General features: G+C 71.8%; 26 protein-coding genes and 1 pseudogene. 8 read left to right on the forward strand and 19 right to left on the reverse strand.

The window, feature by feature from the left end; genetic code table 11:
- The coding region (locus ACFHW1_RS08880) for a transposase (protein WP_416615269.1) at nucleotides 1-216 on the reverse strand (216 nt) is incomplete at its 3' end.
- A complete protein-coding gene (locus ACFHW1_RS08885; protein ID WP_416615219.1) occupies nucleotides 180-1,016 on the reverse strand; it encodes a helix-turn-helix domain-containing protein in 837 nt (278 codons plus the stop codon). The genes ACFHW1_RS08885 and ACFHW1_RS08880, both read right to left, overlap by 37 nt.
- Before the next feature lie 454 nt (nucleotides 1,017-1,470).
- On the opposite strand from ACFHW1_RS08885, the gene ACFHW1_RS08890 reads away from it, so the two are divergent.
- Both ACFHW1_RS08890 and ACFHW1_RS08895 read left to right on the forward strand, forming a co-directional pair.
- Entirely contained in the window at nucleotides 1,471-1,848 is a 378-nt protein-coding gene (locus ACFHW1_RS08890) for a DivIVA domain-containing protein (RefSeq protein ID WP_416615221.1), read from the forward strand.
- A 56-nt stretch (nucleotides 1,849-1,904) separates the two neighbouring features.
- Nucleotides 1,905-2,546 (forward strand): hypothetical protein, encoded by a 642-nt coding sequence (locus ACFHW1_RS08895; RefSeq protein WP_416551830.1) that lies wholly within the window; start codon nucleotides 1,905-1,907, stop codon nucleotides 2,544-2,546.
- Nucleotides 2,547-2,553: 7 nt separating this feature from the next.
- On the opposite strand, the gene ACFHW1_RS08900 is transcribed toward ACFHW1_RS08895, so the two are convergent.
- The 5 genes from ACFHW1_RS08900 to ACFHW1_RS08920 all read right to left on the reverse strand — a co-directional run bounded on the left by ACFHW1_RS08900 (nucleotide 2,554) and on the right by ACFHW1_RS08920 (nucleotide 6,070).
- On the reverse strand, nucleotides 2,554-3,138 hold the full coding sequence (locus ACFHW1_RS08900; RefSeq protein WP_416615223.1) for a hypothetical protein: 585 nt from the start codon (nucleotides 3,136-3,138) through the stop codon (nucleotides 2,554-2,556).
- A 128-nt stretch (nucleotides 3,139-3,266) separates the two neighbouring features.
- A complete protein-coding gene (locus ACFHW1_RS08905; RefSeq protein WP_281553018.1) occupies nucleotides 3,267-3,830 on the reverse strand; it encodes an exonuclease in 564 nt (187 codons plus the stop codon).
- A 62-nt stretch (nucleotides 3,831-3,892) separates the two neighbouring features.
- Nucleotides 3,893-4,573 (reverse strand): AbfB domain-containing protein, encoded by a 681-nt coding sequence (locus ACFHW1_RS08910; RefSeq protein WP_416615225.1) that lies wholly within the window; start codon nucleotides 4,571-4,573, stop codon nucleotides 3,893-3,895.
- A 173-nt stretch (nucleotides 4,574-4,746) separates the two neighbouring features.
- Complete coding sequence (locus ACFHW1_RS08915; RefSeq protein ID WP_123605794.1) at nucleotides 4,747-4,965, reverse strand: hypothetical protein; 219 nt, start codon at nucleotides 4,963-4,965, stop codon at nucleotides 4,747-4,749.
- Between the two features lie 121 nt (nucleotides 4,966-5,086).
- Entirely contained in the window at nucleotides 5,087-6,070 is a 984-nt protein-coding gene (locus ACFHW1_RS08920; protein ID WP_416615226.1) for a sporulation protein, read from the reverse strand.
- Nucleotides 6,071-6,378: 308 nt separating this feature from the next.
- Between ACFHW1_RS08920 and ACFHW1_RS08925 the strand changes: the two genes are divergently transcribed.
- Both ACFHW1_RS08925 and ACFHW1_RS08930 read left to right on the forward strand, forming a co-directional pair.
- Entirely contained in the window at nucleotides 6,379-7,794 is a 1,416-nt protein-coding gene (locus ACFHW1_RS08925) for a hemolysin family protein (RefSeq protein ID WP_416552079.1), read from the forward strand.
- Entirely contained in the window at nucleotides 7,791-8,837 is a 1,047-nt protein-coding gene (locus tag ACFHW1_RS08930; protein ID WP_416551834.1) for a hemolysin family protein, read from the forward strand. Before ACFHW1_RS08925 ends, ACFHW1_RS08930 begins: the two co-directional genes overlap by 4 nt.
- 22 nt (nucleotides 8,838-8,859) lie before the next feature.
- Here ACFHW1_RS08930 and ACFHW1_RS08935 read toward each other — a convergent pair whose 3' ends face one another.
- Complete coding sequence (locus ACFHW1_RS08935) at nucleotides 8,860-9,636, reverse strand: EI24 domain-containing protein (protein WP_416551835.1); 777 nt, start codon at nucleotides 9,634-9,636, stop codon at nucleotides 8,860-8,862.
- A gap of 265 nt (nucleotides 9,637-9,901) precedes the next feature.
- Between ACFHW1_RS08935 and ACFHW1_RS08940 the strand changes: the two genes are divergently transcribed.
- Nucleotides 9,902-11,188: an FAD-dependent oxidoreductase gene (locus ACFHW1_RS08940; protein WP_416551836.1), complete on the forward strand. Its 1,287-nt coding sequence runs from the start codon at nucleotides 9,902-9,904 to the stop codon at nucleotides 11,186-11,188.
- Between the two features lie 50 nt (nucleotides 11,189-11,238).
- On the opposite strand, the gene ACFHW1_RS08945 is transcribed toward ACFHW1_RS08940, so the two are convergent.
- From ACFHW1_RS08945 to ACFHW1_RS08960, 4 genes are all read right to left on the reverse strand, one after another.
- Nucleotides 11,239-12,132 carry an alpha/beta fold hydrolase gene (locus ACFHW1_RS08945; protein WP_416551837.1) on the reverse strand — a complete coding sequence of 298 codons (894 nt, stop codon included), beginning with the start codon at nucleotides 12,130-12,132 and terminating at the stop codon, nucleotides 11,239-11,241.
- Nucleotides 12,129-12,437, reverse strand: a complete 309-nt coding sequence (locus tag ACFHW1_RS08950) for a DUF2516 family protein (RefSeq protein WP_123605844.1) — start codon at nucleotides 12,435-12,437, stop codon at nucleotides 12,129-12,131. Before ACFHW1_RS08950 ends, ACFHW1_RS08945 begins: the two co-directional genes overlap by 4 nt.
- A gap of 78 nt (nucleotides 12,438-12,515) precedes the next feature.
- Nucleotides 12,516-12,977, reverse strand: coding sequence for a hypothetical protein (locus tag ACFHW1_RS08955; protein ID WP_416551838.1), 462 nt, complete (start codon nucleotides 12,975-12,977; stop codon nucleotides 12,516-12,518).
- Nucleotides 12,974-13,567 carry a helix-turn-helix domain-containing protein gene (locus ACFHW1_RS08960; protein ID WP_416551839.1) on the reverse strand — a complete coding sequence of 198 codons (594 nt, stop codon included), beginning with the start codon at nucleotides 13,565-13,567 and terminating at the stop codon, nucleotides 12,974-12,976. Before ACFHW1_RS08960 ends, ACFHW1_RS08955 begins: the two co-directional genes overlap by 4 nt.
- A gap of 141 nt (nucleotides 13,568-13,708) precedes the next feature.
- Between ACFHW1_RS08960 and ACFHW1_RS08965 the strand changes: the two genes are divergently transcribed.
- Entirely contained in the window at nucleotides 13,709-14,518 is an 810-nt protein-coding gene (locus tag ACFHW1_RS08965; protein WP_416551840.1) for an alpha/beta fold hydrolase, read from the forward strand.
- Nucleotides 14,519-14,599: 81 nt separating this feature from the next.
- On the opposite strand, the gene ACFHW1_RS08970 is transcribed toward ACFHW1_RS08965, so the two are convergent.
- The 5 genes from ACFHW1_RS08970 to mtfM are packed head-to-tail and all read right to left on the reverse strand — an operon-like array spanning nucleotide 14,600 to nucleotide 17,928.
- On the reverse strand, nucleotides 14,600-15,556 hold the full coding sequence (locus ACFHW1_RS08970; protein WP_416552080.1) for an asparaginase: 957 nt from the start codon (nucleotides 15,554-15,556) through the stop codon (nucleotides 14,600-14,602).
- A gap of 53 nt (nucleotides 15,557-15,609) precedes the next feature.
- Nucleotides 15,610-16,701: a YgfZ/GcvT domain-containing protein gene (locus ACFHW1_RS08975; protein ID WP_416551841.1), complete on the reverse strand. Its 1,092-nt coding sequence runs from the start codon at nucleotides 16,699-16,701 to the stop codon at nucleotides 15,610-15,612.
- Complete coding sequence (locus ACFHW1_RS08980) at nucleotides 16,698-17,120, reverse strand: Fur family transcriptional regulator (protein ID WP_278171720.1); 423 nt, start codon at nucleotides 17,118-17,120, stop codon at nucleotides 16,698-16,700. The genes ACFHW1_RS08975 and ACFHW1_RS08980 overlap by 4 nt, the downstream gene beginning before the upstream one ends.
- A gap of 58 nt (nucleotides 17,121-17,178) precedes the next feature.
- Nucleotides 17,179-17,808, reverse strand: a complete 630-nt coding sequence (locus ACFHW1_RS08985) for an FABP family protein (protein ID WP_416551842.1) — start codon at nucleotides 17,806-17,808, stop codon at nucleotides 17,179-17,181.
- A gap of 15 nt (nucleotides 17,809-17,823) precedes the next feature.
- A complete protein-coding gene (gene mtfM, locus ACFHW1_RS08990) occupies nucleotides 17,824-17,928 on the reverse strand; it encodes a small membrane protein MtfM (protein WP_278171721.1) in 105 nt (34 codons plus the stop codon).
- Nucleotides 17,929-17,953: 25 nt separating this feature from the next.
- On the opposite strand from mtfM, the gene ACFHW1_RS08995 reads away from it, so the two are divergent.
- Complete coding sequence (locus ACFHW1_RS08995) at nucleotides 17,954-18,319, forward strand: DsrE family protein (RefSeq protein ID WP_416551843.1); 366 nt, start codon at nucleotides 17,954-17,956, stop codon at nucleotides 18,317-18,319.
- 58 nt (nucleotides 18,320-18,377) lie between these two features.
- Here ACFHW1_RS08995 and ACFHW1_RS09000 read toward each other — a convergent pair whose 3' ends face one another.
- Nucleotides 18,378-19,352 carry a hypothetical protein gene (locus tag ACFHW1_RS09000; protein ID WP_416551844.1) on the reverse strand — a complete coding sequence of 325 codons (975 nt, stop codon included), beginning with the start codon at nucleotides 19,350-19,352 and terminating at the stop codon, nucleotides 18,378-18,380.
- Nucleotides 19,353-19,622: 270 nt separating this feature from the next.
- A pseudogene (locus tag ACFHW1_RS09005) lies at nucleotides 19,623-20,138 on the reverse strand (helix-turn-helix domain-containing protein); the annotation flags it as partial.
- Between the two features lie 375 nt (nucleotides 20,139-20,513).
- Between ACFHW1_RS09005 and ACFHW1_RS09010 the strand changes: the two are divergent.
- Nucleotides 20,514-24,950 (forward strand): S8 family serine peptidase, encoded by a 4,437-nt coding sequence (locus ACFHW1_RS09010; RefSeq protein WP_416569395.1) that lies wholly within the window; start codon nucleotides 20,514-20,516, stop codon nucleotides 24,948-24,950.
- The last annotated feature ends 74 nt before the right edge of the window (nucleotides 24,951-25,024 follow it).

The raw sequence follows: 25,024 nt of genomic DNA on the forward strand, positions 1-25,024 counted from the left end.
CTTCAGGATCTGGTTCGCCCGCCGCAGCTCACGGACCTCCCGTTCCAACGCGGCGAGGCGTTCCGCGTCGCCGCTGGTGGTGCCCGGACGGTCGCCGGCGTCGGTCTCGGCCTTCTTCACCCACCCACGCAACGCCTCGGGGTGCACGCCGAGCTGGTCGGCTATCCGCCGGATCGCCCCTACCGCGGACGCCGGGTCCCGGCGGGCCTCGACCACCAACCGGGTCGCACGCTCACGCAGCTCGTCGGAGTACTTCTTCGGTGCGGGCATCGCTGGTGTTCCTCCCAGGTTTCGATGTCTCCATCAAACCCGGTGCGGGACACCTGTTCGAGCCGACGCACCCGTTGCGGATCATCGATGGGCTCGCCGCCGAAGTGGGTGTCCAGGTAGCCCACCCTCCGGTCGTGCACCGTGCCGAGCACGAACGGACCGTTTAGCCCGGCGTACGCCCCGGCGGTGGCCGGCACGACGTGCACCCGCACGTTGGGCCGGTCGCAGGCGGCTGCGAGCGCGGTCAACTGCTCCACCATCACGTCCGGCGAGCCGACCTGTCGGTGCAGCACCGACCGGTCCAGCACCGCGACGAAGTGCGCCGGATTGTCTGCCCGGGTGATGATCTCCTGCCGGGCCAGTCGGTTGGCCAGTGACGTCTCGACATCGTCGACCGGGCCGACGTCGGTAAGCAGCTGTCGGGCGTACGCCTCGGTCTGCAGCAGCCCCGGGACGACGGAGAGTTCGAAGTAGCGCAGGATGCTCGCCTGCGCCTCGTTCTCAGCCCACGAGCGCAGGAACGGGGCGATCGACTGCCCGCGCGCCTGGGCCGCCAGCCGCTGGATCCGGTCGCCGGTCTCGAAGACGCCGTCGAGTGCCTTGGCGATCGCCGGCACCGGGATGAGCCGCCCCGCCTCGTAGCTGCCGATCGACGACCCACTCACCCCGACCAGCGCGCCGAGCTGCTCCTGCGACAGCCCTCGCGCGGTCCGCTCCTTGCGGATGACCTCCTGCAAGTCGATCATTATCGGCCCCCTTATCAGATTCGTAGGATCTCTCCGAGAACCCTCCGACTCCCACATCTTCCATTGCATGGGGTGGATAGTCCAGGGTAGAGGGGTAGGAAGTTGAGAAAGCAAGATACACGGAGGACCGAGCCCCCGGGGCGCGTGCGAGAAAACCATTTCACGGCCACGTCCGTCAACACCGGAACAGCCAGGAACCCCCGTGCCATGGCCGCTCCGGTGCTGGTCCGTGGCCACGACGCGGCCGACACCGCGTTCCCGCAAGTAACACCGAAATGGAGTACGCACGCGCCCCGGGCCCCTATCCGATCGATCCGCCGTGAATCGAAGACTGCCCTGGTTGCCGTACTGCCAAGGAGGGCTGCGGCGATTGGGGCGGGGCGGCCCGGCCGGTTCGGCAAAGCGGCCGGGCCACCCCTTCCACACACCCGACACCCAAGGGGAGGAAAGCGCGATGCGAGAACTGTGGCGACGGTGGCGGGTCCGCTGGCAACGGCGGCGGTTGGTAACCCTGCCACCGCGTGACTGGCCGAACGGCAGCGGCGTGTACCGCGTACCCGCGAATGGCCGCAACCATCGGCCGACCGCGTACCGGCCGATCCGGCCCTGGCAGGTCCGCAGCCAGCACTTCCGCACCGCCAGCCGACGCGCCCACGGACGTGGCCTCGACCCGGCCGACGTCGCCGCGTTCCTCGAACGGGTCGCCTACGACCTCGGTGTCCTCTACGCCGAGCTCGACCGCACGTACGAACAGAACGACCGGATCAAGGACGCGCCGCGCCGCTGGCAGAGCAGCTACACCGCGACCGCCACCCCGTCCGGCTACCGCTGACCGAGCGACACACCGGGCCGGGCTCGGCCGGCGACGGAGCACGGCGCGCCCAGTTGGTGCTCACGGTCGCCAACGTCGACACCGGTGCGGTCGTCTCGGCCAGCGTGGTGCCCGGCACGGTCACCCCGATGCCGACCGGCTGCGGTCGATACTGGTGCCTCGACCTGGCCGGACTGCTCGGCGATCTGGCGGCAGCGGCCGGCGTCGCCCACCTCTACGACCCGGAGGCCCCGGACGAGCCGGTTCTCGCCCCCTGGCTGCAACTCCCCAGGCAGTGGCGGCCCGACCTGCCGGCCGACCAGCGGTACGCCCTGGAAGCCGAGGCGATCGCTGCCGAGTCGATCGACCCGTGGCGGTTGTGGCTCGGCCGGACAACGGGTCCACCGGACAGCACCCACCCACCGTCGCCGGCGACAGCAATCGCTGTGGCGCTCCGCCTCGGCCTGACGGTCACCGTCGGCGGTCGCCCCACCGGCGTGCTCACCCAGGACACCGTCGAACAGGCGGTCGCCGACTTGCTGAGCTCGCTGCCCGACGCTCTCGGCGATCTGATCCCCGCGGAGCCGGACACCCCCATCCCCGTACCGTTCGAGCGTCGGCTTCCGCGCCACGGCCGGCGGCACTCAGCTGCCGACGTCGACGAGCTGATGTCGATCAGCCGCGACTGGAGCGGAATCGTCGACGTCGATGGGCGGTAGGGACAGGTCAGCCGATCAGGTCGGCGGATGACTCTGCGGGCTCACCGAGTAGCCGCCGCGCTGTATGCAGGGCAGCAGTTTCGTCCACCTCAGCACTGGCGGCAGCGCTCGCAACGAAGGCTTCGATCTGATCCAGGTGCGCTGGCTGAAGTCCACGATTCGGCAGCGGAGCGATCAGGAGCGCCCGCCCGCTGGCGGTGAGTTCTTCGTACACGGGGCCACTGGTCGGCGTCTCGGCGTCGTCGGTCCAGATCAGCGGCCGTCCCTGCGCGACGACCTCACGTGCGGCGCCAAGCTTCGCCCCCGCAGCGGTCGACGTGGACATCTCGTGGGTCCAGCTGCGTCCGAGTCGAGGCAGGCCGAAGAGACGTTCCACCTGGTCCGCCTCGACGCACCAGGTGCTGCACCAGCGGATCTCGACCGCGCCGGCCCGGTGCATCGCCCGGATCCGGTCGATGAGCGCCGGTGCCCACCGCAGCCGATACTCCACCGCGCCGACATGTGCGGTGCCGTTGCACGGTGCCGCGCCCCAGCCGGGGCGGGTCACGTTGACGACTCCGTCGACGTCGAGCAGCCAGACAGCTTGTCGCATCGCGTCACCTTCTTGGCGCGTCGCGCGGGTGTGACGGTATCGCCGGCACACGATGTGAGGCTGAGACACCCTATCTTGGCGGCGATAGGTATCTCAGCCTCACATCAGTGCAGAAGCGGGTTGCCGCGTCAGCGGGTCGCCGGGTTGGCGGCGAGCATGGCGCAGAACAGGGCACCCTGCTCGATCGCGTCGTCCAAAGCGACATGCTCATGGTCGTGCTCGCCGAACCACTCGCGGGGCATGGTCCGCTTCGACGTCGTCCGGTAGCCGGTGCCCAGCAGCGCCATGGCGTACGTCTTGATGTCCAGCGCCGAATGGGAGAACGGGCTCGATCCGGTGAAGCGGATCAGGTACCAGTAGACGAACATGAAGTCGTACGCGGCCGGATAGCCGATGAACACCGGCCGCCCCGGCAGCTGAGCCAGCCACTCCGTGTACCGGGCCATCGCCGCCGCCGGCTCCTCCTGGTCTGCCCGGCACGCCGCCCACGCCTCCGGCTGTGTCTCCCACCACGCCATGGTCTGCGGCGCGCCGCTGGCACCGGGCAGCGTGACCAGGTTGGCGCTGAACGTGCCGACCAGCTCCTTGCCGGCCGTGTACGCCGCCGAGGCGAAGCTCAACATCGAGTGCGGGCCGGGGATTGGCCCGTCCGCCTCGACGTCCGTGCTGACGTAGATCTCCGCTTGTGCCACCCCCGCACCGTACGCCCAGCTGGTGGCGCGCTGTCCTACGGTGCCGGGTGTTGGCGGTCGGGTCAGCTGACGGTGAAGGTGGCCGAGGCGCGGCCGGCGGCGTCCGGTACGGCTTCCAGGTAGAGCAGGCCGTCGCGGTGCCGCACGTACTGACCGGGGAAGTTGACCGACTCCAGCGACAGTTTGCCGGCGTCGGCCAGCCCGGCGCGCGCCATGAAGGTGGCGTCCTGCCGGAACAGGTTGGACCCGTCGTTGGCCTCCACCCAGATCTGGTGGTTGCGGTGCCGCAGGTAGTAGCCGGGGAAGTTGGTCGACTCCAGCGAGATGCCGGCCGAGTTGGCCAGCCCGGGGACGACCCGGAACTGCGAGTCGGCCAAATTGGCGACATTCCCCTCAAGGCGGACCCGGTACTCCCATTGCCGCAGGTAGCGGTCCGGCTGGTCGTGGGCGGCAGGCCCTGCAGGGTGGTGGCCCGGCGCATGACGATCCGGTCGTACTCGGGGACGGTGGCGACGAAGTAGTAGTAACCGTCGGTGTGCCGGTGCACGTGCGGGTCGGCCCGCTGTTCGACGATCGGGTTGGTGAACTGGACGGCGGGCGGGGACCGCCGCCGCGACAGCAGCCGGGCGGCGGCGACCACGGCGGTGGTGGTGGCCGCAGTCACCAGGGCGGCGGTTGTCGCCGCCAGCCAGTTGACCGTGGATCGCGATCGCCTCATGACCGACACCCTTCGCAGTCATCATCTCCGATGCAGATCGCGTTGGCGCTCACACAATCCAGGTCAAGAGGATGCGTCATCTTCACGAAACAATCCGGCGGGGCGGCGGGAAGATTCCCGCCGCCCCGCCGGGACACTGTCCAGACTGGCTCCAGCAAGGCCTGCCGCTGGAGGCTCGGCCGAGGCTGCCCGCTCCGGCTACTCGCCGCCGAGATTCACCAGCGCCTGCGCGGTCCGGAAGTACGGGTTCCGCCCGAGGTCGCCGACGGTGACGATGCCGAAAGCGTCCTTGAGCAGCTTGGCGTCGCTCTCACTGACGCCCTTCAGCGCGGCGACCGGCGCGGCGACGATCTCGGCCAGGGACTTGTCCTGGTAGGCCTTGTCGACCAGCGTGGTCAGGTCAGCGGTGACCGGCATCCTGTTTGTTCTCCTTGTGCTCGATGGTGGTGTGACCCGGCCCACGGCGGGCAGGGCCTGTCGACTCCGGCTATCTGCGGTGCTGCGTCCTGGAGTGCTGTGCCCGAAGCGCGGGCAGCGGCTACTCCTCGGCCTCTTCTTCCTCGAACTCTTCCTCGTCGCCGTCGCCGATGACGTCGAAGATCTCCTCGGCGACCATGCCTGCGGCGAAACCGGCGAGGGCGCCGCCGGCCGCACCGGCGAGCACGCCACCCATCCCAGAGCCACCGTCCTCGTGTCCACCGTGGTACCCGCCATGGGCGTGGCCACCCCCGTAGCCGCCGAGCAGCGCGTGTCGCTGCTCCATCGACTGCCGCAGCCAGGAGTCGACCAGGCTGATCCAGTCGATGCTCTCGGCGGCCGCGTGCTCGACCCGGTAGTGGCCGTACGCGTCATGACCGGGGGTGAACAGCCCGGACTTCTTGTCGAACTCCAGGACCACGGTCACCCCGTGCGGGTCGGCGACGAACGTCAGCTCGACCTGGCTTACCCCCGGGTACTGCGGTGCCGACGCGTACTCGATCTCCTGATAGAACGGCATGGTCTGGGGCAGGCCGGCAAGCTGGCCGTGCTCCAGGTCGGCACCGGTGAACGGCAGCCCGAGCGCGGCGAACGCCTCCAGGATCCGCTCCTGCACCGGCAGCGGATAGACGTGCACGTCGTCGAGGTCACCCGGGTCGATGGCACCGCGGACCCAGATCTTGGTACGCAAGCCCATGGTCATGCCAGGCAGCCGCTGACCGTACATGTCGGTGACCGGCGTCTCCCACGGCACGTCGATCTCGAACGGCAGCGACAACTGCTGCCCGGCGGCAAGGCGCAGCTCGCCGCAGACCGGAACCCGATGGAACTCGACCGTACCGTCGTACTCCTCGTCGTCGGTCTCCATTTCGACCCGGGTGACCAGCGCGACGGTGATTTGGTCGATCTCCACCTCGTGGTCGCCGCCGGTGATGTCGACCTGGCCGGCCAGGGTCAGGCCGGGGCGGGTGCTGGCGTTGGACAGGACGGTGTCGACAGTCGGTCCACCGACTCCGAAGGCTCGGAGCATCCGTTTGAAGACCACGTGGCCATCTCTCCCTGGCGGTATGCCGGCGCGGCCCCCGGGCGCGCCGATCGTTGCCGCACAACATGATCAGGCATGTCTATTTTGGAACCGGGGCTGTCGACGATGCTAGCGGGGCAGCCTGAGAGGTTGCTGAACAGCAGATATCAGGTACGCAAAGTAATTACATGAACACTTTTCGCTACTGTTCTCAGTGAACTCGCAGGTTGGCGCAGCATCCGCCTGTCTATGCTGATGACCATGTCCACGACCAGCGACCCTCCCAGTCCCGGCCGCCCCGTCACCGTCGAAGGAGTGACCGGGCGGTGATGGAGTGGGCGCTGCTGGGCGTCGCGGTGCTGCTGGTCGCCGCCAACGCCGTGTTCGTCGCCGCCGAGTTCGCCTTCGTGACGGTCGACCGGGCGACCGTGGAACGGCAGGCCGCCGCCGGTGACCGCCGCTCGGCGGGCCTGCTGCGCGGCCTGCGGACGCTGTCCACCCAGCTGTCCGGCGCCCAGCTCGGCATCACCGTGACCAGCCTGGTCGTCGGTTTCCTCGCCGAGCCCTCACTGGCCACCCTGCTACGCGGCCCGCTCGGGCTCACCGGTTTGCCGGACGGCGCGACCACCGCGCTCTCGCTGACGCTGGCGCTGATCCTGGCCACCAGTATTCAGATGATCTTCGGCGAGCTGGTGCCGAAGAACTGGGCGATCGCCGAACCGCTGCGGGTCGGCCGGGCGGTCGCCGGCGCGCAGCGCGGCTTCACCGCCGCCACCGGCCCGTTGATCCGGTTTCTCAACGGTACGGCCAACCGGATCCTGCGGGCGTTCGGCATCGAGCCCACCGAGGAGCTGGCGTCCGCCCGTACGCCTCAGGAGCTGGCCTCGCTGGTCAGCCGGTCCGGCGAGGAAGGCACCCTGGACGCGGAGACCGCCGAGCTGGTCTCCCGGTCGATCGACTTCGGCGAACGGACCGCCGCCGACGTGATGACCCCCCGACCCCGGGTACGGTTCGTCACCGCCGACGCACCGGTGGCCGAGGTGCTGCGGCTGGCCGCCGCCACCGGACACGCCCGCTTCCCGGTCACCGGCACCGGAGTCGACGAGGTACTCGGCGCCGTGCATTTCAAGCATGCCCTCGCCGTGCCGACCGGGGAACGCGACACCCGGCCTGTGCGGTCGGTGATGGTCGAGCTGCCCGAGGTCCCGGAGACCGCCGAGCTGGACCCGCTGCTCGGCACGCTACGCAGCCGGGGACTGCAGATGGCGGTGGTGGTCGACGAGTACGGCGGCACCGCCGGCATCGTCACTTTGGAAGACCTGGTCGAGGAGATCGTCGGGGAGATCGCCGACGAGCAGGACCGGCCGACCGGCCGACACCAGCGCGCCGCCGACGGTTCGTGGCAGCTCTCCGGCCTGCTGCGGCCCGACGAGGCGGCCCGGCTGACCGGGCTCGACCTGCCGGAGGGCCGGATCTCCGACACCCTCGGTGGGGTGATCATCGAGGAGCTCGGCCGGCTGCCCCGGGTCGGTGACACCGTCACGGTCGTCGCCGACGACCGCGAACACCCGGACCCGGACGGACTACCCACGTCCGTACCGGTGGAACTGACCGTGACCCGGGTCGACGGCCGCCGCGCCGACCGGCTGCTGCTGCGCCGCGCCGACGCCACCGCGGCCGCCGGGTCTCCTGACGGACGCCGGAACGGCCACTCGGCCGGGCACCCGGAGGAGACCGCATCATGAGTGACTGGTTGGCGATCCTCGTCGGGGTGCTGCTGCTCGCCGGCAACGCGTTCTTCGTCGGTGCCGAGTTCGCGCTGATCTCGGCCCGTCGGACACAGATCGAGCCACGGGCCGCCGCCGGGTCCCGGCTGGCCCGCGTCACGCTGCGGGCCATGGAGTCCGTGTCACTGATGATGGCCGGCGCGCAGCTCGGCATCACCGTCTGTTCGCTCGGCCTGGGTGCCATCGGCGAGCCGGCCGTGGCGCACCTGATGGAGCCGGCCTTCGCCGCCGCCGGGGTGCCGGACGCGCTGGTGCACCCGATCGCGTTCGCCATCGCCCTGGCGATCGTGGTCTTCCTGCACATGGTGATCGGCGAGATGGTGCCGAAGAACATCGCCCTCGCCGGTCCGGAGCGGTCCGCGATGGTCCTGGGCCCGGTGCTGTACGGCGTGGTCACCGTGCTGCGGCCACTGATCTGGCTGCTCAACCAGCTCGCCAACATCGTCCTGCGCCTGCTGCGGGTGCAGCCGAAGGACGAGGTGACCTCCACCTTCACCCGGGAGGAGGTCTCCGGGTTCATCGCCCAGTCCCGCCGTGAGGGCCTGATCGACGAGCACGAGCACCGGCTGCTGACCGGGGCGCTGGCGTTCAGCGACCAGCCGACCGCCCGGGTGGCGATCCCGCTGGATTCGCTGGTCACGGTGTCCGCCACCAGCACGCCAGTCGAGCTGGAGAAGCGCTGCGCCGATACCGGCTACTCCCGCTTCCCGGTCGTCGACGGCGCCGCGCAGGTGACCGGCTATTTGCACGTCAAGGACGTGCTCGGGGCCTCGGCGCAGGACCGGGACCGGGCGGTCGACTCCCGGCTGATCCGGCCACTGGTCACGGTCCGGGCCACCCAACCGATGCGGGACACCCTGACGGTCATGCAGCAACGGGGCGCCCACCTGGCCCGGGTGGTCGACGCCGACGGCCGGTTGACCGGCCTGGCCGCGTTGGAGGACGTGATCGAGGAGCTGGTCGGTGAGGTCCGCGACGCCGCACAGGCCGCCAGCCGCTAAACGCCGCACCGGCCGTCAGCCGCTAGGCGGGCGGAGCAAGCTGGGGCGGCCCGTCGGTGGGCTGGTTGAGCGACTGGCGGGCGAGCAGCGTCGCGCCGGCCACCGCCGCCGGCATGACCAGCACCGCGCCGAACGGGATCAGGCAGCAGCAGAAGACCGCCACTCCGAAGCCGAGCGCCTTCGGCCGATTGGTCCGCAGCGCCACCCGGCGGTCCGGTAGCCGCAGGCCACGGCGGTAGAACGCGGACCCAACGAGCTCAAGGGCGAGCCGCCAGCCGCCGAACAGGGCAGCGACCACCGGCACCACGGTCTGCCCGACGATCGGGATGAACCCGCAGAGGAACAGCGGAATCCCGATGACGATGCCGAACGCGATCAGCCGGGCCGAGTCGAGCAGGCTGTGCCACAGCGACCGCCACCACGGCACGTCGACCCCGTTCGGCACCCCGCCGTGCTGCCCCTCCACCCATTCGGAGATCTTCTCGTAGAACGGATCCCCAATGAACAGGGTCACGGCGGTGAAGGTGAGCACGCCGATCAGCCCGCCGAGGGCCAGCAACGCGACGGCGACCGCACCGCGTGCCGCATCCCGAGTGCCCGCCGACCAGTCGTCGGCGAACGGGGTGAGCCAGCCGGCGACGTCGACCACGACGGCTGTCCAGCCGACGAACGCGGCCACGAACAGCACCCCGGCGATCACCGCCGGGATCAGCCCGAGCAGCACCATCTTCGGGTTGCGGGCGTAGGTGCCGAAGCCGCGCAGGAACAGCCGGACACCGTCGAGGAAGGCGCGGATCATCTCAGCCGGCCAGGCGCAGCCGTACCCGACGGTTGGCCCGACCTTTGCTCTGCCACTCACGCGGAGTCGGGTCGCGCAGGTCGAGTCGGTCGGTACGGCCGTTACTGGTGACACCCACGGGTGGCAGGTTACCGCCGATCAGGTGGAGTCACCCAGTTGGCTGATTTGATGAGTGTCAAACTTGACCATCGTCGAAACAGCGGGCATCGTATTGTTGATTCGACGATCATCGAGACTACGAACGCTTGTCAGCACGGAGGGATTCATGATCAACAAGGAGCTACCGGCCGTCGTCATCGGGGCCGGCCCGGTCGGCCTGGCCGCCGCCGCCCACCTGCACGAGCGCGGTCTGCCCTGGGTCCTGCTGGAGGCCGGCGGCAGCGCCGGCGCGGCGGTCAGCAAGTGGGGGCACGTCCAGCTCTTCTCCCCCTGGCGTTACAACATCGACGCAGCCGCCCGCCGGCTACTCGACGCCGCCGGCTGGGCCGCCCCCGATCCCGGTCACCTACCGACCGGCGCCGAGCTGGTCGGCGACTACCTCGAACCACTGGCCAAGCTGCCCGACCTGGCCGGTCGGATCCGGTACCGCGCGCGGGTCGTCGCGCTGGGCCGCGCCGGAATCGACCGGGTCCGCACCGACGGCCGGGAGCAGGCGCCGTTCGTGGTCCGGCTCGCCGACGGTACGGAGATCAGCGCCGGTGCCGTCATCGACGCCTCCGGCACCTGGGGTACGCCGAACGTACTGGGCGTCAACGGGCTGCCCGCCCGCGGCGAACCGCAGGCAGCCCACCTGATCAGCACCGCTCTGCCGGACGTGCTCGGTGCCCACCGAACCGACCACACCGGCCGGCACACCATCGTCGTAGGTGCCGGCCACTCCGCCGCCAACACCCTGCTGGCCCTCGCCGAGCTGGCCGCTCAGGAGCCGGACACCCGGGTCAGCTGGGTCACCCGTGGTGCGACCATCGACCGGGCGCTCGGCGGCGGCGACGCCGACGCCCTGCCTGGCCGCGGCAAGTTGGGCACCGGACTGCGGTTGCTGGTCGACTCCGGCCGAGTCGAGCTGGTCAGCGGATTCGGCGTCCACACCGTACGGGTCACCGCCAGCGGCCAGGCCGAGCTGGTCGCGACCGACGGCCGGACGCTGGCCGCCGACCGAATCGTCTCGGCCACCGGTTTCCGCCCCGACCACCGGATCGCCGACGAGCTACGGCTGGACCTGGACCCGGCGCTGGGCTGCACCCGGAGGCTGGCCCCACTGATCGACCCGAACGAGCATTCCTGCGGCACCGTCCCGCCGCATGGGGTGGAGGAGCTCACCCAGCCAGAGCCGGGGTATTACGTGGTCGGCATGAAGAGTTACGGCCGGGCGCCGACGTTCCTGCTGGCCACCGGCTACGAGCAGGTCCGCTCGGTCACGGCGGCGCTGGCCGGTGACTGGACCGCAGCCCGGGACGTACAGCTGGATCTGCCGGAGACCGGCGTCTGCTCGGTGGCACCCGGCGACCAGTCCACCACGCCGTCCGCCGCCTCCGGCGGCTGCTGCGGTTGACCGTCGTCGACGTGTCCGGAAACGACCGGAGCCACGGCACGTGCCGCTGATCAGATCGGCTCGTTGAGGAAGCCGGAAACCCGCTGCCGTAAATCGGTGCGCTGGTTCCAGAGCACGCCGGGGCGGTCGTAGACGTGCAGGGCGGCGCCCGGGATGGCGGCGGCCAGCCGCTCGGCGGTCTCGGCCGGGTGCAGGTCGTCGCCGACGCAGCCGATCACCAGGACCCGGGCGGTGACCGCAGCGAGCGCGGCCGGGTCGGGCACCGGCACCGTGTCGGCCAGGTCGACCAGTTCGGCGGCGAGTCCGTCGCGCAGCAGCTGGTCGATCCTGGTACGCAGGTACGCCCACGCGGCCGGGGTGTTGCGTACCGGCACCGGGGTCTCCGCCGCGATCAGCTCGGCCACCCCGGAGACGTCGCTGTCGTTGACCGCGGTGACCAGCTCGGCGATCCGCTGGCGGGCCGAGGCCGGCCGAGCCGCGTCGAAGGCCGACGGTAGGAGGAACACCGCCCGGTCGAACCGCCGCGGGCTGTCGGTCAGCAACCGGGCCAACGCCCCGGCACCGAGGCTCATCCCGACCGCCCGGCCGGCACCGGCCAGGTCGGCCACGGCCCGCAGGTCCCGGGCCAGGTCGGGGTAGCCCCACGGGCCGGCCGGCGCGGCGGAGCGGCCATGCCCCCGGAACTGGAAGAACACCTTGCGCCCGGCGACTCCGCTGCCCAGCGGCCGGGTGGTGGCGATGCCGTGTGCTATGCCGTGCGCGAAGACGGTGGTCGGCTCACCGGACCCGGTGACCAGCCGTTCCAGCTCCACACCGTGCGGCGTGGTGATCACCTCGGTCTCCGGCTCGGGCAGCGCGGGCCGGCCGGTACGGGGACCGGACGGGCCGGGCCCGTAGGTCCGCGGCCCGCCGTCCGGCGGCGGTGGCCAACGGAAATCTCTCACCAGGAGCCTCGGCCGTCGGCGATGTCCCGCAGCCCGACCCGCACGTCGAGCAGGTAGATCAGCCCGGCGGCGATCCCGATCAGGCCGAACAGGCTGACCTGGAACAGCAGGGTGAGCAGCAGGCAGACGCCGAGGATGGCCAGCCACGCGCCTTTCGGCAGGGTGCCGATCGCCGGGAACGCCTCGCCTTTCTGGGTGACGCAGTGCACCAGCGCGACAGCCTGCACGACGAGGGCGAACACGAACAGCGCCAGGTCGAGGATGTACCGGACGTCGGCATAGAACAGCGGCGCGGCAGAGTCCATGCCCAAAGCTTATGCCGCGGGCCCCGGATGCGTGCCACCTGCATCCGGGGCCCGCGGGTCACCCGGACCCCGCCGGAACTACTCGGCCTTGGCCTGGGCGGGCTTGACCGACTCGGTCGAGTCGGCTTCCGGTGCTGCGGTGACCTGGGCCGGAGCCTCGGTGGTCTCCATGTCGGCGTTGACGGTGTCAGCGGCCCGGACCACCCCGGTGCCGACGACCCGCTCACCGTGCGCCACCAGCGTGCCGTAGATCGCCACGGCCCGCTGCCCGGCCGACTGGGCACCGGCGAGCACCGCGTCGCGGTTGCGCAGCGCGATCGTCCGCAGGCGCTCCAGGTCGGCACCGGTGTTGGCCCGCTCACGCAGCTCGGCGGTGCTCTGTGCGGCCTTCTCCCGCAGGCCGACAGTGCCGAGGCTGGCCTTGCCGGTCAGCTGGGTGACGGCCACGGGCAGCTTGCGCAGTTGCTGGTAGGCCAGGTCGCCGGCGCCGGCGACGGCGTACAGGGGTGCTGGGATCCGCTTGGTCTTCGGCTGGCTCATCGTTGCTCCTCCTCGGCCGCGCCGGCGGCCTGCTCGGTTTCCCCGGCCCGGGGCGTACGACGCCGGGGGGTGGTCTTCTGCCGGGAAGTGGTCCTGGTCGGCACGGTGGGCGGCGGGTCATCGGTCGCCGGGCCAGGTGCGGCCCCGGCCTCGGTGACGGCGACCGACTGCAGGGTCTGCTCCTCAACTTTTTCGGCGGCTTCGGCGGCGGTAGCTGCGTCCGCGTCGGTGTCCGGTCCGGCGTGCCGGGCGTTCTCCCGGCGGAACGTCTCGTAGATTTGGCTCAGCGACTGCTTCTGCGCCATGGTGAGGTCGGGGTCCGAAGCGATCGCGGCGAGCACGCCCTGGCCGTCCTTGTCGTCGAGCAGCCCGGCCCTCAGGTACATCACCGGCGTGGAGACCCGCAGTGCGCTGGCCAACTGCTGGAGCACCTCCGCGCTCGGCTTGCGCAGGCCGCGCTCCACCTGGCTGAGGTAGGGATTGCTGACGCCGGCCTGCTCGGCGAGCTGCCGCAGCGAGATGCGGGCGTTGTGCCGCAGGTCACGGATGAAGCCCCCGATGTCGCGAGGCAGGTCCTTCGGTGTGGCCATAGCTCGACGGTAGCCCGATCTGCTTGCAACTGCTAGCGAAACGCTAACGAAAGTTAGCGGAGTCATCCGGATGAACCGTCGCAGGAGCCGCCGAGAAAGTCGTTGGCGGCCAGCCGCCCCGTGACGCTAGGCTCCCCGCCGATGGCGACGATCCGGGTTGGCGATGCGACGATCAGCTACGACGACGTCGGCACCGGGCCGCCCGTACTGCTGATCCACGCCGGCATCGCCGACCGCAGGATGTGGCGGGCGCAGGTCGCCGCGCTGCGCGACCGGCATCGGGTGATCGCCATGGACCTGCGCGGCTACGGCGAGTCCGACCTGCCGGCCACCGGGTTCGCCCACCACGACGACGTGATCGGTCTACTGGACGCGCTCGGCGTCGCCCGCGCCGCACTGGTCGGCTGTTCGTTCGGCGGTGCGGTCGCCATCGACGCCACTCTCGCCCACCCCGACCGGGTCACCGCCCTCGCCCTGTTCGGGTCGGCGCTGGGCGGCCACGACTGGTCCGACGCCGCCGAACAGCTCTGGGACGACCTGGTCGGCGCGGTGGACCCGGAGGACCTGGACGCGACGGCCGACGCCGAGGTGCGGTTCTGGGTCGTCGGCCCGCGCCGGCAGCCCGCCGACGTCGACCCGGAGCTGATCGCCTTCGCCCGCGAGATGGACCGCCGGGCACTCGCCGCCGAAGCCGCGCTCGGCGACGTCACCCACCGCGAACTCGACCCACCGGCAGCCCGCCGGCTCGGTGAGATCGGCGTGCCGGTGCTGGTCGGCGCCGGGGCGCTCGACGTGCCGGACATCCTCGCCCTGGCCGATCTGATCAGCACCGGCATCCCGACCGCCCGGCGGCTGCCGGACGTGCCCGGCGCAGCCCACCTGCTGCCGTTGGAGTGCCCCGGGCCGGTCGACGCCGCGCTGCGCGAGTTCCTCGCCGACACCGTGCGATAGACGATCACACCATGCGATAGACGATTACCGTGCGATAGACGATTACCGTGCGATAGCCAGCCCGTCCGCCGGCCAGTCTCGTCAGGACGGCCAGCACAGGGCGCGCAGCGTGCCGACCGGCTGGCCGCCACCGAGCACCGGCGGCTCACCGAGTTCGGCCAGAGCCATCGGATCCAGGCCTTCGGCGTCGGTGCCAGTGCCGACGCCGAGCCGGCGCAGCGCGGCAACCACCGGCGGCACCGTCGCCCGCTGCGCACCGTCGTCAATCTTCACCGCGATCGCCCCGACGCCGGGCACCGCCACCGCCAGCACACCCTCCGCGCCGACCTTGGCCAGCAGCCCGGGCACCGCCCGCATCAGCCGGGTGTCGGCCCGCCCAGTGCCGGCCACCAGCTCCGGGTACGCCCGCATCGCGTCCGCCACGGTCCGCTCCACCGACCCGGCAAGGCCGTGCACCAGCCGCAGGAACGCCCGTGCGACCGCGGTCAGCGACAGCGCCAGCACCGGCGCGCCGCAGCCGTCCACCCCGACGGCGGCGGCCGGCTCACCGGCGTACTCCTCGACGGCGGCCCGGATCCGCTCCTGCAACGGATGCTCCGGATGCCAGTACTCCTCCACCGGCCAGCCGGCAGCCCGGCAGGTCAGCAGCATCCCGGCATGCTTGCCGGAGCAGTTCATCTGCAGCCGGCTCGGCCCGCCACCGGCGCGCAGCACGTCGGCTGCGGCGGCCGCGCCGACCGGCAGCTCCGGCGGGCAGCGCAGCGCCGCCTCGGTGAGCCCGGCGGTACGCAGCAGCGCGGCCACCCGGGCCAGGTGAAAGTCCTCGCCGCTGTGGCTGGCACAGACCACCGCCAGATCGGCTGGATCGGCCAGCCGCAGCCCGGCCCGCAGCATGCCGATCGCCTGCAACGGCTTGTTCGCCGACCGGGGAAACACCGGCGACTCCACGTCGCCGAACCGCTCTCGCAGGCCGCCGTCGGCGGCCAGCACCACCAGTGAGCCGTGATGCCGGCTCTCCACGAAACCGGAGCGGGCCATCTCGACCAGCGGCACCCCGCCGGCGTACCTGGTCAACTCTGCGACATCCCGGCTCAGGGCTCGATCGCGGCGGTGAACTCACCGGCACGCAGATCGGCGTCGTCCGGCACGTTGCGTTTCACCACCGCCAGAGCGACCATGCCGAGCTCGTGGTGGCGCAGCGCGGTGCCGACGAAGCCGACCGTCCGGCCCTCCAGGGTCAGCGGGGTGCCGGCGTCCGGCGGGGTGTCACTGGCCACCCCATCGAGGTGCAGCAGCACCAGCCGGCGCGGTGGCCGGCCCAGGTTGTGCACCCGGGCCACCGTCTCCTGCCCCCGGTAGCAGCCCTTGTCGAGGTGGACCGCCGGTCCGAGCAGATTGACCTCCGCGGGAATCGCCCGGTGGTCGGTCTCCAGACCGACCCGGGGGGTACGCGAGGCGACCCGCATCGCCTCGTACGCCCAGAGCCCGGCCGGCGCGGCACCGGCCGCACCCGCCTCGGCCACCAGCTGTGCCGTCGCGGCCCGGGGTACCAGCAGGTCGACGCCGAGTGGTACCCGGCGGGCCCAGCCGCCCCGGTACGGCCCGTCCGTCGGCAGCGCGGCCACCGGGTAGAGCACGGTGGGCCGGTCGGGGATCGACCCGGCGGCGAACTTCGACGCGGGCACCGGCAACAGGTCCGGGTCGGCCAGCCCGGTCACGCCCAGCGCCGCCGCCGCGTCGACCGCAGCCGGGCCGACCAGCGACAGCACCGCCCAGTCGGCGGTCACCTCCGCCGGGTCGACCTGGGTGAAGAACCGCATCTTCAACAGGTACGCCAGCAGCTCGCCGGCCATCTGCGGCTCGGTGTCCAGCCAGGTGGTGGTGCCGTCCTCGGCGACCACCGCGTGCTGCTCCACGTGGCCGTGCGGGGAGAGCACCAGCAGCTCGGTGCCCTGACCGGCGCGCAGCGTCGCCAGGTGCTGGGTGGTCAGGGTATGCAGCCAGCCGATCCGTTCGGCACCGGGCACCGCCAGCACGCCCCGGTTGCTCCGGTCGACCAGGCCGACCTCGGTGGCGAGCCGACGCTGCTCACGCATCGGGTCGCCGTAGTGGGCGGCGACCCCGGCGTCGGGGGATCCGGTGGCCACGTCGGCGATGTCCACCGCGCCGGGTATGTCGATCACTGTTTTCCTCCGCACCGCTCACAGGTGCCGAACAACGCCATGTGGCCGATGTCGACTTGGAAGCCGCGCTGTTCGGCGAGCGCGGTGATCAGCGGCTCGGCCAGCGCCGGGTCCATCTCCGAGACCGACTTACAGGATCGGCAGACCAGGTGGACGTGCTGGTCCTCGCCGACCGAGTGGAACGTCGGCGAACCGTGCGACAGGTGGGTGTGAGTGACCAGGCCCAGCTCTTCGAACAGCTCCAAAGTGCGGTAGATGGTGGTGATGTTGACCCCGGCGGCGACCTCGCGCACCGCGTTGAGCACCTGCTCCGGGGTGGCGTGTCCCAACTCGTGCACCGCTTCCAGAATCAGCTGACGCTGCGCGGTCAGCCGTAGCCCACGCGAGCGCAGCATCTCTGCCAGGGAAGATTCAGCCACCGTCGCCATCCTATCGCCGCCGTCTCCGTGGCCGGCCCGACTCCGTGGCCGGCCCGGATCAGCCGCCGACCCGGATCAGCCGGGCGGACAGGTGCGGGGACAGCGGCTGACCGACGGCGGCCATTTCCTGGGCGTACAGCAGCGCCCCCTCGACAATGCCGAACAGCCGGTGGCCGCCGGTGACCTCCTTGGCGGTACCGGTACGCACCACGGCGTCGGTGGCCAACTCGACCTGCACCCCGGTGACCCGACCCAGGTAGAGCTCCATCACCCCGGTCGGGGTCATCATCGTCGCCTCCAGCTCACCGGTGGCCCGGCCGTCGGCGTCGGTGACCACCCGCCACCAGCCGAGTTCGCGACCGACCGGGCGCACCGGGCGGGACTGCTCGTCGAGCAGCCAGGCCCGCGACTCGTACTGCAGGAACGGCCGGCCGTCGTGGCTGATCCGGATTTCCTGCGCGTAGTCGAAGTCCTCGATCGTCGGGTAGCCGCCGCGTCCCCGCCCACGCCACACCCCGATGTACGGCAGCAGCGCGTTCAACGCCGGATGCAGCTTCGGGCCGACCCGCAGGTCGTGGCTCTCCTCGAACGGGTACGGGTCGACCGGCGGGGCGTCCAGCCACGGCGGCCGGACCGAGTTCTCCTCGGTGCTCGGCTGTCCCGCTCCGGACGCGCTACTCGCGCTCATCGGTCCTCCGCTTTCTCACCAGCGTCCACGGCAGATGCGGACCGCGAGGTAGACCAGGCCACCGGCGAGCGCGCCGAAGCCTGCCACCAGCAGGCTGACGAACCCGATCTCGGTAACCATGACAAGGCCATCCTATGCTGGCCGCATGGCTCGCATTCTCGTCGTAAAGGCGACCGCCGGCTCGGACGAGCCGGAGCGGTGCGCCCAGGCGTTCACCGTAGCGGGCACCGCCGCCGCGGCCGGCGTCGAGGTCTCCCTCTGGCTGACCGGTGAGTCGGCGTGGTTCGGGCTGCCCGGCCGAGCCGCCGAGTTCGACCTGCCGCATTCGGCGCCGCTGCCCGACCTGCTGGACGTGGTGCTGGCCAGCGGCGGTCGGGTGACGGTCTGTACGCAGTGCGCGGCCCGCCGCAGGTTCGGCCCGGACGATGTGCTGCCGGGGGTACGGATCGCCGGGGCGGCGGTCTTCGTCGAAGAGATCATGGCCGACGGCGTCCAGGCGCTCGTCTACTGACCGGGCTTCTACTGATCGGGTCGGCAGCCGACGACGGATCAGCGGCTGGCCGACGGGATCAGCAGGTGAAGTCGGTGACGGCGATCCAGACGTCGTCGCCGTCGAGCCGCACCACGGTGCCCTTGGTGCCGTATCGGTGGACGAACAGCGGTGCCTGATCGGAGACGACGGTGGCGCGCGACATGGTGAAGCCGAGCGACGCCCACTCGTCGGACTCCGCGGTGCTGGCCGCAGTCAGCGCGTAGCTGCTGAGCTGTCCGTCGCCGTCGGGACAGGGCAGTTCCACCGACGACGCGGCCCGTACGTCGGCCACCCCGAAGGCGCCCGTCAGCACTTCGGCGTGGCTGCGCGGGGTCGGGCCGACGGTGGCGCCCGGCCGGGGGTCAGCGGGCGCGGGCCGGGACCCGTCGGATGCCGGTCGGCAGCCGGTGCTGATCCGCAGCTGCACCACGCCGTCGCGGATCAGTTCGCCGCGGACCGCGACGAAATCACCGGCGTCGGCGCCTAGCCGCGACCGACCGGTGGTGGCGTCGTGCCGGGCTATCGCGGCGTAGCTGGCCGGGAGCCGGCGGGCGATCCGGTCGAGCAACGCCGGGCCGGCGTCGGGCGCCGTGTAGGCGGTGAGTACCCGGGTCAGTTCGGCGCCGGGTCGCATCAGGGTGATCCGGCAGCCCTCGGTGATCTGCTCCTCGGCCAGCACCACCACGCCGGCGTCGCCGACCGCAGCGGTCAGGTCGATCGCCGCCCGGTCGGCGACCGGCCGGGCCTGCCCGATGTCGCGCTGCTCGCGGACGGTCGGGCTGTCGTCCCGCTGGGACTGCACGGCCAGGCCGAACAGCAGCACGCTCCAGGCGACCGCGGCGGCCGCCAGCCACCACCGCCACCACCGACGCACCGGGCTCTGACCAGCGGCGCTGGCCGGCACGGCGACGGCTGACGGTACGGCGACAACCGGCGGTCCCGACGGCGGCGGGACCCGCGCGGCCGGGTGTGCCGGCGGGGCGGCCGGGGTCGCGGGCGGGTCGTCAGTCACCCGGCCATCGTGCCAGGCACCGGCCAGGGCAGCCGGCACACCCGGCCGCCGCCCTAACGCCGGCCGCCCCGGTAGCGGTCAGCAGCCGACCTCGACCGGCCAGCCGATCCGCTGCTCCGGCAGCTCCCGATCCGACCCGTCCCAGCCGGGCTCGTCCGGCACATCCTGGTGGACCGGCTCGTCGCGAGCGGCTGCATCGTCACGGACCGCGCCGTCGCCGGCCAGGTCGTCCCGCCGGTGACCGGCCGGGTCCGGTCCCGCCGCCGATGCGCCGAAGTTGTCCGGTGCGCTCGACGCGAGCCGGTAGCCGACGCCCCGTACGGTCTGGATCTCCAGGCCGCCGCCGGCGCCGCGCAACTTGCGGCGCAACCGTTTCACGGCCGAATGCAGGATGGCCGTGTCGCCGAGATAGGCCCCGCCCCAGACCGAGCCGAAGAGCCGTTCGTAGGTCCAGACCACCACCGGTGGGGTGGCCAGCCGGGCCAGCAACTCCCGTTCCAGCCGGGTCAGCGTTAACAGCTCACCCCGCCAGGTGACGAGATGGCCGGGCACGTCGACGACGAGGTCGCCGAGCACGACCGGCGCCGCCGGCTCCGGGTCCTCCGCCGGCACGGGCGGGAACAGCATCGCCCGTAACTCGGCCAGATCAGTACAGATGACTACCGTGCCGCAGTCGTCAAGGCGTCTCACGACGCGCTCACGGACGGCTACGTCAGCGGTGACACACACGACCAGTGGCACCTCACCGTTGACCACCGCACTCCTCCCCAGGTTGCTGCGTGTCATCAGACAACGCCGTTTAGTCGCCGGAGTCAACAGCGCCAGTCACCGATACCACTGCAGCCCGACGCTCGACCGTGTGTTGCCCGGGTACTGCCTGAAAACTGCCCAACAGACCCCATTGATCACTAACGCCGCCCACTAAAACATGACTCGTAGCCGCCGTGCGAAAACTATCCGTAGAGCACTGCCCGCACGCGACTTGGGCGGATTTCGGGCTTTCCGGTCCGCTGATCCCGAGGTCCGGCGAGTACGGACCGCCTACGAGCATGGGGGGACCGCGTGGTCGACCTGCCCCGCCGCCGAACCGGACGACACGATAGTGACCGCAGCACCGCCCGCCGCCGGGTCCACGGCGGCCCGGGCCGGCTAGTGCACCGGATGTTCACCGCCGGGCTGATCACCCTGCTCGCGGTGACCGCCCAACCCGCCGCCGCGACCGCCGCACCCGGTACCGGCCCGGTCGACGGGTCGGCCACCGCGCCGATCAGCGCCGAACTCGCCGCCGAACTGGACCGGGACGGCACCGTCGAGTTCATGGTCTACCTACGCGACCGCGCCGACCTGTCCGGCGCGGCCGACGCCGCCAGCGCCGGAATACCGGCCGGTGACCGTCGCGCCGACGCCCGGGCCGAGGCTGTGTACCACGAGTTGACCACCACGGCCCAGCGCAGCCAGCAGAGCCTGCGCAAACTGCTCGACGGGCGGAAGGCCGGCTACACCGCGTACTGGATCGCCAACGCGGTCCGGGTCACCGGCGACCGGGACCTGGCCGACCGGATCGCCGCCCTGCCCCAGGTGCAGCAGCTCGAACCAGCTCGCAGCTACCCGCTGCTCACCCCGGAACCAGCCGAACCGGTGCCGCCGGTCGGCGACGACGCCGGCACCACCGCCGTCGAGTGGAACATCGACGACGTCCGAGCGCCGCAGGTCTGGTCCGAATTCGGCACCAGCGGCGACGGGATCGTCGTGGCCACCATCGACAGCGGCGTCGAGTTCGACCACCCGGCACTGGCCGCCAGTTACCGGGGAGCCGGCACCGGCGGCTACGACCACGACTACAACTGGTTCGACCCGACCGGCATCTGCCCGGCCGGGACCCCCTGTGACAACAACGGTCACGGCACCCACGTCACCGGCACCATGACCGGCGACGACGGCGGCGACAACCAGACCGGGGTGGCACCCGGTGCCCGCTGGATCGCTGCCAAGGGCTGCGAGGTCACCAACTGCTCCGACGCGTCGCTGCTGGCCGCCGGCCAGTGGGTGCTCGCCCCGACCGACACCTCGGGCGCGAATCCCCGGCCGGAGCTTCGCCCCGACGTGGTCAACAACTCGTGGGGCGGCGGACAGGCCGACCCGTGGTACCGGCAGACCGTCGACGCCTGGATCGCCGCCGGCATCTTCCCGGCCTTCGCCATCGGCAATGAGGGACCGGGCTGCGGCACCGCCAGCTCCCCCGGCGACTACCCGCAGGCGTACGCGGCCGGCAACTACGACGTCGACCACCGGATCGCCGCCCGGTCCAGCCGGGGCGCCTCGCTGGTCGACGGATCGGTCAAGCCGAACATCGCCGCGCCCGGCACCGCGGTCCGCTCCAGCGTCCCCGGTGGCGGGTACGCGGCGTACAGCGGCACCTCGATGGCCTCCCCGCACGTCGCCGCCACCGTCGCGCTGGCCTGGTCGGCGGCGCCGACCCTGCACGGCGACATCGCCGCCACCCGGGCACTGCTGGACGGCACCGCGATCGACACCAACGACACCAGTTGCGGCGGCACCGCCGCCAACAACAACAACTTCGGAGAGGGACGACTCGACGCGTACGCCGCCGTCGAGGCCGCCCCGCGCGGACCCGCCGGCCGGGTGACCGGCGTGGTCACCGGCGACGGCGACCCGCTGCCCGGCGCCACCGTCTCCACCGGCGACCGCAGCGTCACCACCGGCGCCGACGGCGGCTACTGGCTGACCCTGCCGACCGGCGAGCACACCATCACCGCCAGCGCGTTCGGTTACCAGTCGACGAGCACTACGGTCACGGTCGCCGAGGACGGCACCGTCGAGCAGGACTTCGACCTGGCCGCCACCACCCTGGTCACGCTCAGCGGCCGGGTCACCGACGCGGCCGGCCACGGCTGGCCGCTCTACGCCCGGGTCGAGGTCGACGGGCGATCCGAGACGGCCACCTACACCGATCCGGCATCCGGCCGCTACACGCTGACCGTGCCCGGCGGCACCGCCGTGACGCTGGTCGCCACGGCGACGCTCGCCGGATACCAGCCGGCCCGGGTGGAGGTGCCGGCCGGGGAGACCGACCGCACCGTGCACCTGGCGGTGCCGGTCACCGCCGAGTGTGTCACCCCCGGGTACGGGGCCAGCTTCGGCGACCCGGTGCTCGCCGAGAGCTTCCCGACCGCCGACACCCCGGACGGCTGGTCGGTGGTGAACCGAACCGACGGCGGCGGTTGGGAGTTCACCGACATCGGTTCGCGGGGCAACCTGACCGGTGGTGACGGCGGCTTCGCCAACATCGACAGTGACGCGCTCGGCGCCGGTGCGGTCCAGGACACCGACCTGGTCACCCCGACGCTGGACCTGTCCGGAGCGGACGCGCCGTACCTGCGGTTCGCCAGCGACTGGCGGGCGGTGGGACTCAGCGACAGCGCCGAGATCGGTGTCTCGGTCGACGGCGGCGCCAGCTGGACCACCGTGTGGCAGTACACCACCAGCCGGCGCGGGCCGCGCACCGAGGAGATCCCGCTGACCTCGGTGGCCGGTGCCGACGAGGTGCTGATCCGGTTCCGCTTCCAGGGCAGCTACGCCTGGTGGTGGCAGGTCGACGACGTCGAGGTGGTCGACCGGAGCTGCACCCCGCTGCCCGGTGGCCTGCTGGTCGGCAACACCACCGACCACAACACCGGGGCCGCGCTGAACGGGGTCACGGTGGCCAGCGCCACCGACCCGACGGTACGGGCGGTCTCCGCCGCCACGCCGGACGACCCGGCCCTGCCCGACGGCTTCTACCAGCTCTTCTCGCCGCTGGTCGGCGAGCAGGAGTTCACCGCGACGCGGGCGCCCTACCAGGTGCGGAGCCGGACGGTGACGGTGGTCGCCGACCGGGCCCGCCGGGCCGACTTCTCGGTCAAGGCCGGCCGGCTGACGATCAGCCCGACCAGCCCGGTGGTGTCCCACCAGCCCTACGGCAGCACCCGCAAGGCCAAGGTGACGGTGACCAACACCGGCAGCGCGCCGGCCGAGGTCGAGATGCTGGCCGGCGACGGTGGGTTCAGTCTGCTGGCCGGCGACGGCGCCCCCCTGACCGAGCACAAGGTGAAGGGGGTCAGCAAGGCCTGGCGGGGTCCGGCGTACGGTGCCCCGGCCGGCGCCGCGCCGACCCGGATCACCGCCGCGTCGGCTGCTGCCGGGGCCGCGACGGCCGCCGATGCCTGGACGCGGGCCCCGGACCACCCGACCGCGATCTTCGACAACGCGGCCGCCACGCTCGACGGCAAGGTCTACTCGGTCGGCGGTGGCAGCACCACCGGCACCGAGCAGGACGCCTGGGTCTACGATCCGGTCACCGACGCCTGGAGCGCCCTGCCCGACCTGCCGACGGCCCGCAGCAAGCCGGTGCTCGCCGCGGGCGGCGGCAAGCTGTACCTGTTTGGCGGATGGGGTGCCGGTGGGACTCCGGTGGCGAGCGTCGACGTGTTCGACCCGGCTGCCGGGACGTGGGCCACGCTGTCCGGGGTGACCAGCCCCGCGCCACGGGCCGCGGCCGGGTCCGCCGTCATCGGCGGCACGATCTATCTGATCGGCGGCTGCATCGACAGCACCTGCACCGACTCGCGTACGGTGCTGGCGTTCGACACCGGCACCGGCACGTTCCGGTCCCGGGCCGATTATCCGGTCGCCGCGTCCTGGCTGGCCTGCGGCGGGATCGGTGAGCAGGCCTACTGCGCCGGTGGTGCCGGCACCGTCGAGTACCGGTCGACGTACGCCTATGATCCGGCCGCTGACGCCTGGAGCCCGTTGCCGGACCTGCCGCTCGATCTGTGGGGCGGGCAGTACGCAGCGGCCGGTGGCCTGCTGGTGATCGCCGGCGGCGTCACCGGGGCGTCGACCACGGTGACGAACCGTACGGTCGGCTTCGACCCGGCCGCCGGTGAGTGGCGGGACCTGCCGAACACCGAGTTCGCCCGGTACCGGGGTGCCGGTGCCTGTGGAGCGTACAAGGTCGGTGGATCACCGAGCTCGTTCGTCGGTTCGGCACAGGTGGAGGTGCTCGCCGGGCTGGAACTGTGCGGCGCCGCGGCCGATCTGCCATGGCTGGTCACCGATCCAGGCAGTTTCACCCTGGCCCCCGGCGCCTCCCGGACGGTCACCGTCACGCTGGCGGCGACCGCCGAGGCCGGCGTGGACCAGCCCGGCCGGTACGCCGCGACCCTCGGGCTGCGGTCCGACGCCCCGTACCCGGTGGGTCAGGTGGACGTGCAGATGAACGTCTCGCCGCCGGCGTCCTGGGCGAAGGTGCAGGGCACGGTCACCGGGATCAGCTGCGCCGGGGTCGAGGTCGGGGTGGCCGGGGCGACGATCCGGCTGAACTCGCTGACCGATCCGGGCACCGGCTACACGCTGCGCACCGGCGCCGATGGCGGGTACGCGTACTGGCTGCCACGCGGACAGTACGAGATCATCACCGCGAAGGACGGCTGGGTGCCGCAGGCCCGACAGGAACGGCTGCCGGCCGGGATCGTCACCACGGTCGACAGCGTGCTCGAACTGGTCGATCCCTGCCCGGCCCGCCTCGGTGGAATCTGACCGGGTGACCGGACCGGTCGACGGCGTGTCTGACCGATGGTGAGAACGGGTGCCGGGCCAGCCCAGCTCTGGCC

The sequence above is a fragment of the Micromonospora sp. LOL_014 genome, from assembly GCF_048060245.1.
In the GTDB taxonomy this organism is placed as follows: Bacteria; Actinomycetota; Actinomycetes; order Mycobacteriales; family Micromonosporaceae; genus Micromonospora_E.

Excerpts from the sequence above, each read along its gene's own strand:
- ACFHW1_RS08930 (WP_416551834.1), top strand. The coding sequence starts at position 7,791 with ATGAGTGACTGGTTGGCGATCCTCGTCGGGGTGCTGCTGCTCGCCGGC.
- ACFHW1_RS08955 (WP_416551838.1), bottom strand. The coding sequence starts at position 12,977 with ATGAGCCAGCCGAAGACCAAGCGGATCCCAGCACCCCTGTACGCCGTC.
- ACFHW1_RS08970 (WP_416552080.1), bottom strand. The coding sequence starts at position 15,556 with ATGGCCCGCTCCGGTTTCGTGGAGAGCCGGCATCACGGCTCACTGGTG.
- ACFHW1_RS08950 (WP_123605844.1), bottom strand. The coding sequence starts at position 12,437 with ATGGACTCTGCCGCGCCGCTGTTCTATGCCGACGTCCGGTACATCCTC.
- ACFHW1_RS08995 (WP_416551843.1), top strand. The coding sequence starts at position 17,954 with ATGGCTCGCATTCTCGTCGTAAAGGCGACCGCCGGCTCGGACGAGCCG.
- ACFHW1_RS08925 (WP_416552079.1), top strand. The coding sequence starts at position 6,379 with ATGGAGTGGGCGCTGCTGGGCGTCGCGGTGCTGCTGGTCGCCGCCAAC.
- ACFHW1_RS08935 (WP_416551835.1), bottom strand. The coding sequence starts at position 9,636 with ATGATCCGCGCCTTCCTCGACGGTGTCCGGCTGTTCCTGCGCGGCTTC.
- ACFHW1_RS08985 (WP_416551842.1), bottom strand. The coding sequence starts at position 17,808 with ATGAGCGCGAGTAGCGCGTCCGGAGCGGGACAGCCGAGCACCGAGGAG.
- ACFHW1_RS08915 (WP_123605794.1), bottom strand. The coding sequence starts at position 4,965 with ATGCCGGTCACCGCTGACCTGACCACGCTGGTCGACAAGGCCTACCAG.
- ACFHW1_RS08900 (WP_416615223.1), bottom strand. The coding sequence starts at position 3,138 with ATGCGACAAGCTGTCTGGCTGCTCGACGTCGACGGAGTCGTCAACGTG.
- ACFHW1_RS09010 (WP_416569395.1), top strand. The coding sequence starts at position 20,514 with ATGTTCACCGCCGGGCTGATCACCCTGCTCGCGGTGACCGCCCAACCC.
- ACFHW1_RS08910 (WP_416615225.1), bottom strand. The coding sequence starts at position 4,573 with ATGATGACTGCGAAGGGTGTCGGTCATGAGGCGATCGCGATCCACGGT.
- ACFHW1_RS08940 (WP_416551836.1), top strand. The coding sequence starts at position 9,902 with ATGATCAACAAGGAGCTACCGGCCGTCGTCATCGGGGCCGGCCCGGTC.
- ACFHW1_RS08960 (WP_416551839.1), bottom strand. The coding sequence starts at position 13,567 with ATGGCCACACCGAAGGACCTGCCTCGCGACATCGGGGGCTTCATCCGT.
- ACFHW1_RS08885 (WP_416615219.1), bottom strand. The coding sequence starts at position 1,016 with ATGATCGACTTGCAGGAGGTCATCCGCAAGGAGCGGACCGCGCGAGGG.
- ACFHW1_RS08890 (WP_416615221.1), top strand. The coding sequence starts at position 1,471 with ATGCGAGAACTGTGGCGACGGTGGCGGGTCCGCTGGCAACGGCGGCGG.
- ACFHW1_RS08965 (WP_416551840.1), top strand. The coding sequence starts at position 13,709 with ATGGCGACGATCCGGGTTGGCGATGCGACGATCAGCTACGACGACGTC.
- mtfM (WP_278171721.1), bottom strand. The coding sequence starts at position 17,928 with ATGGTTACCGAGATCGGGTTCGTCAGCCTGCTGGTGGCAGGCTTCGGC.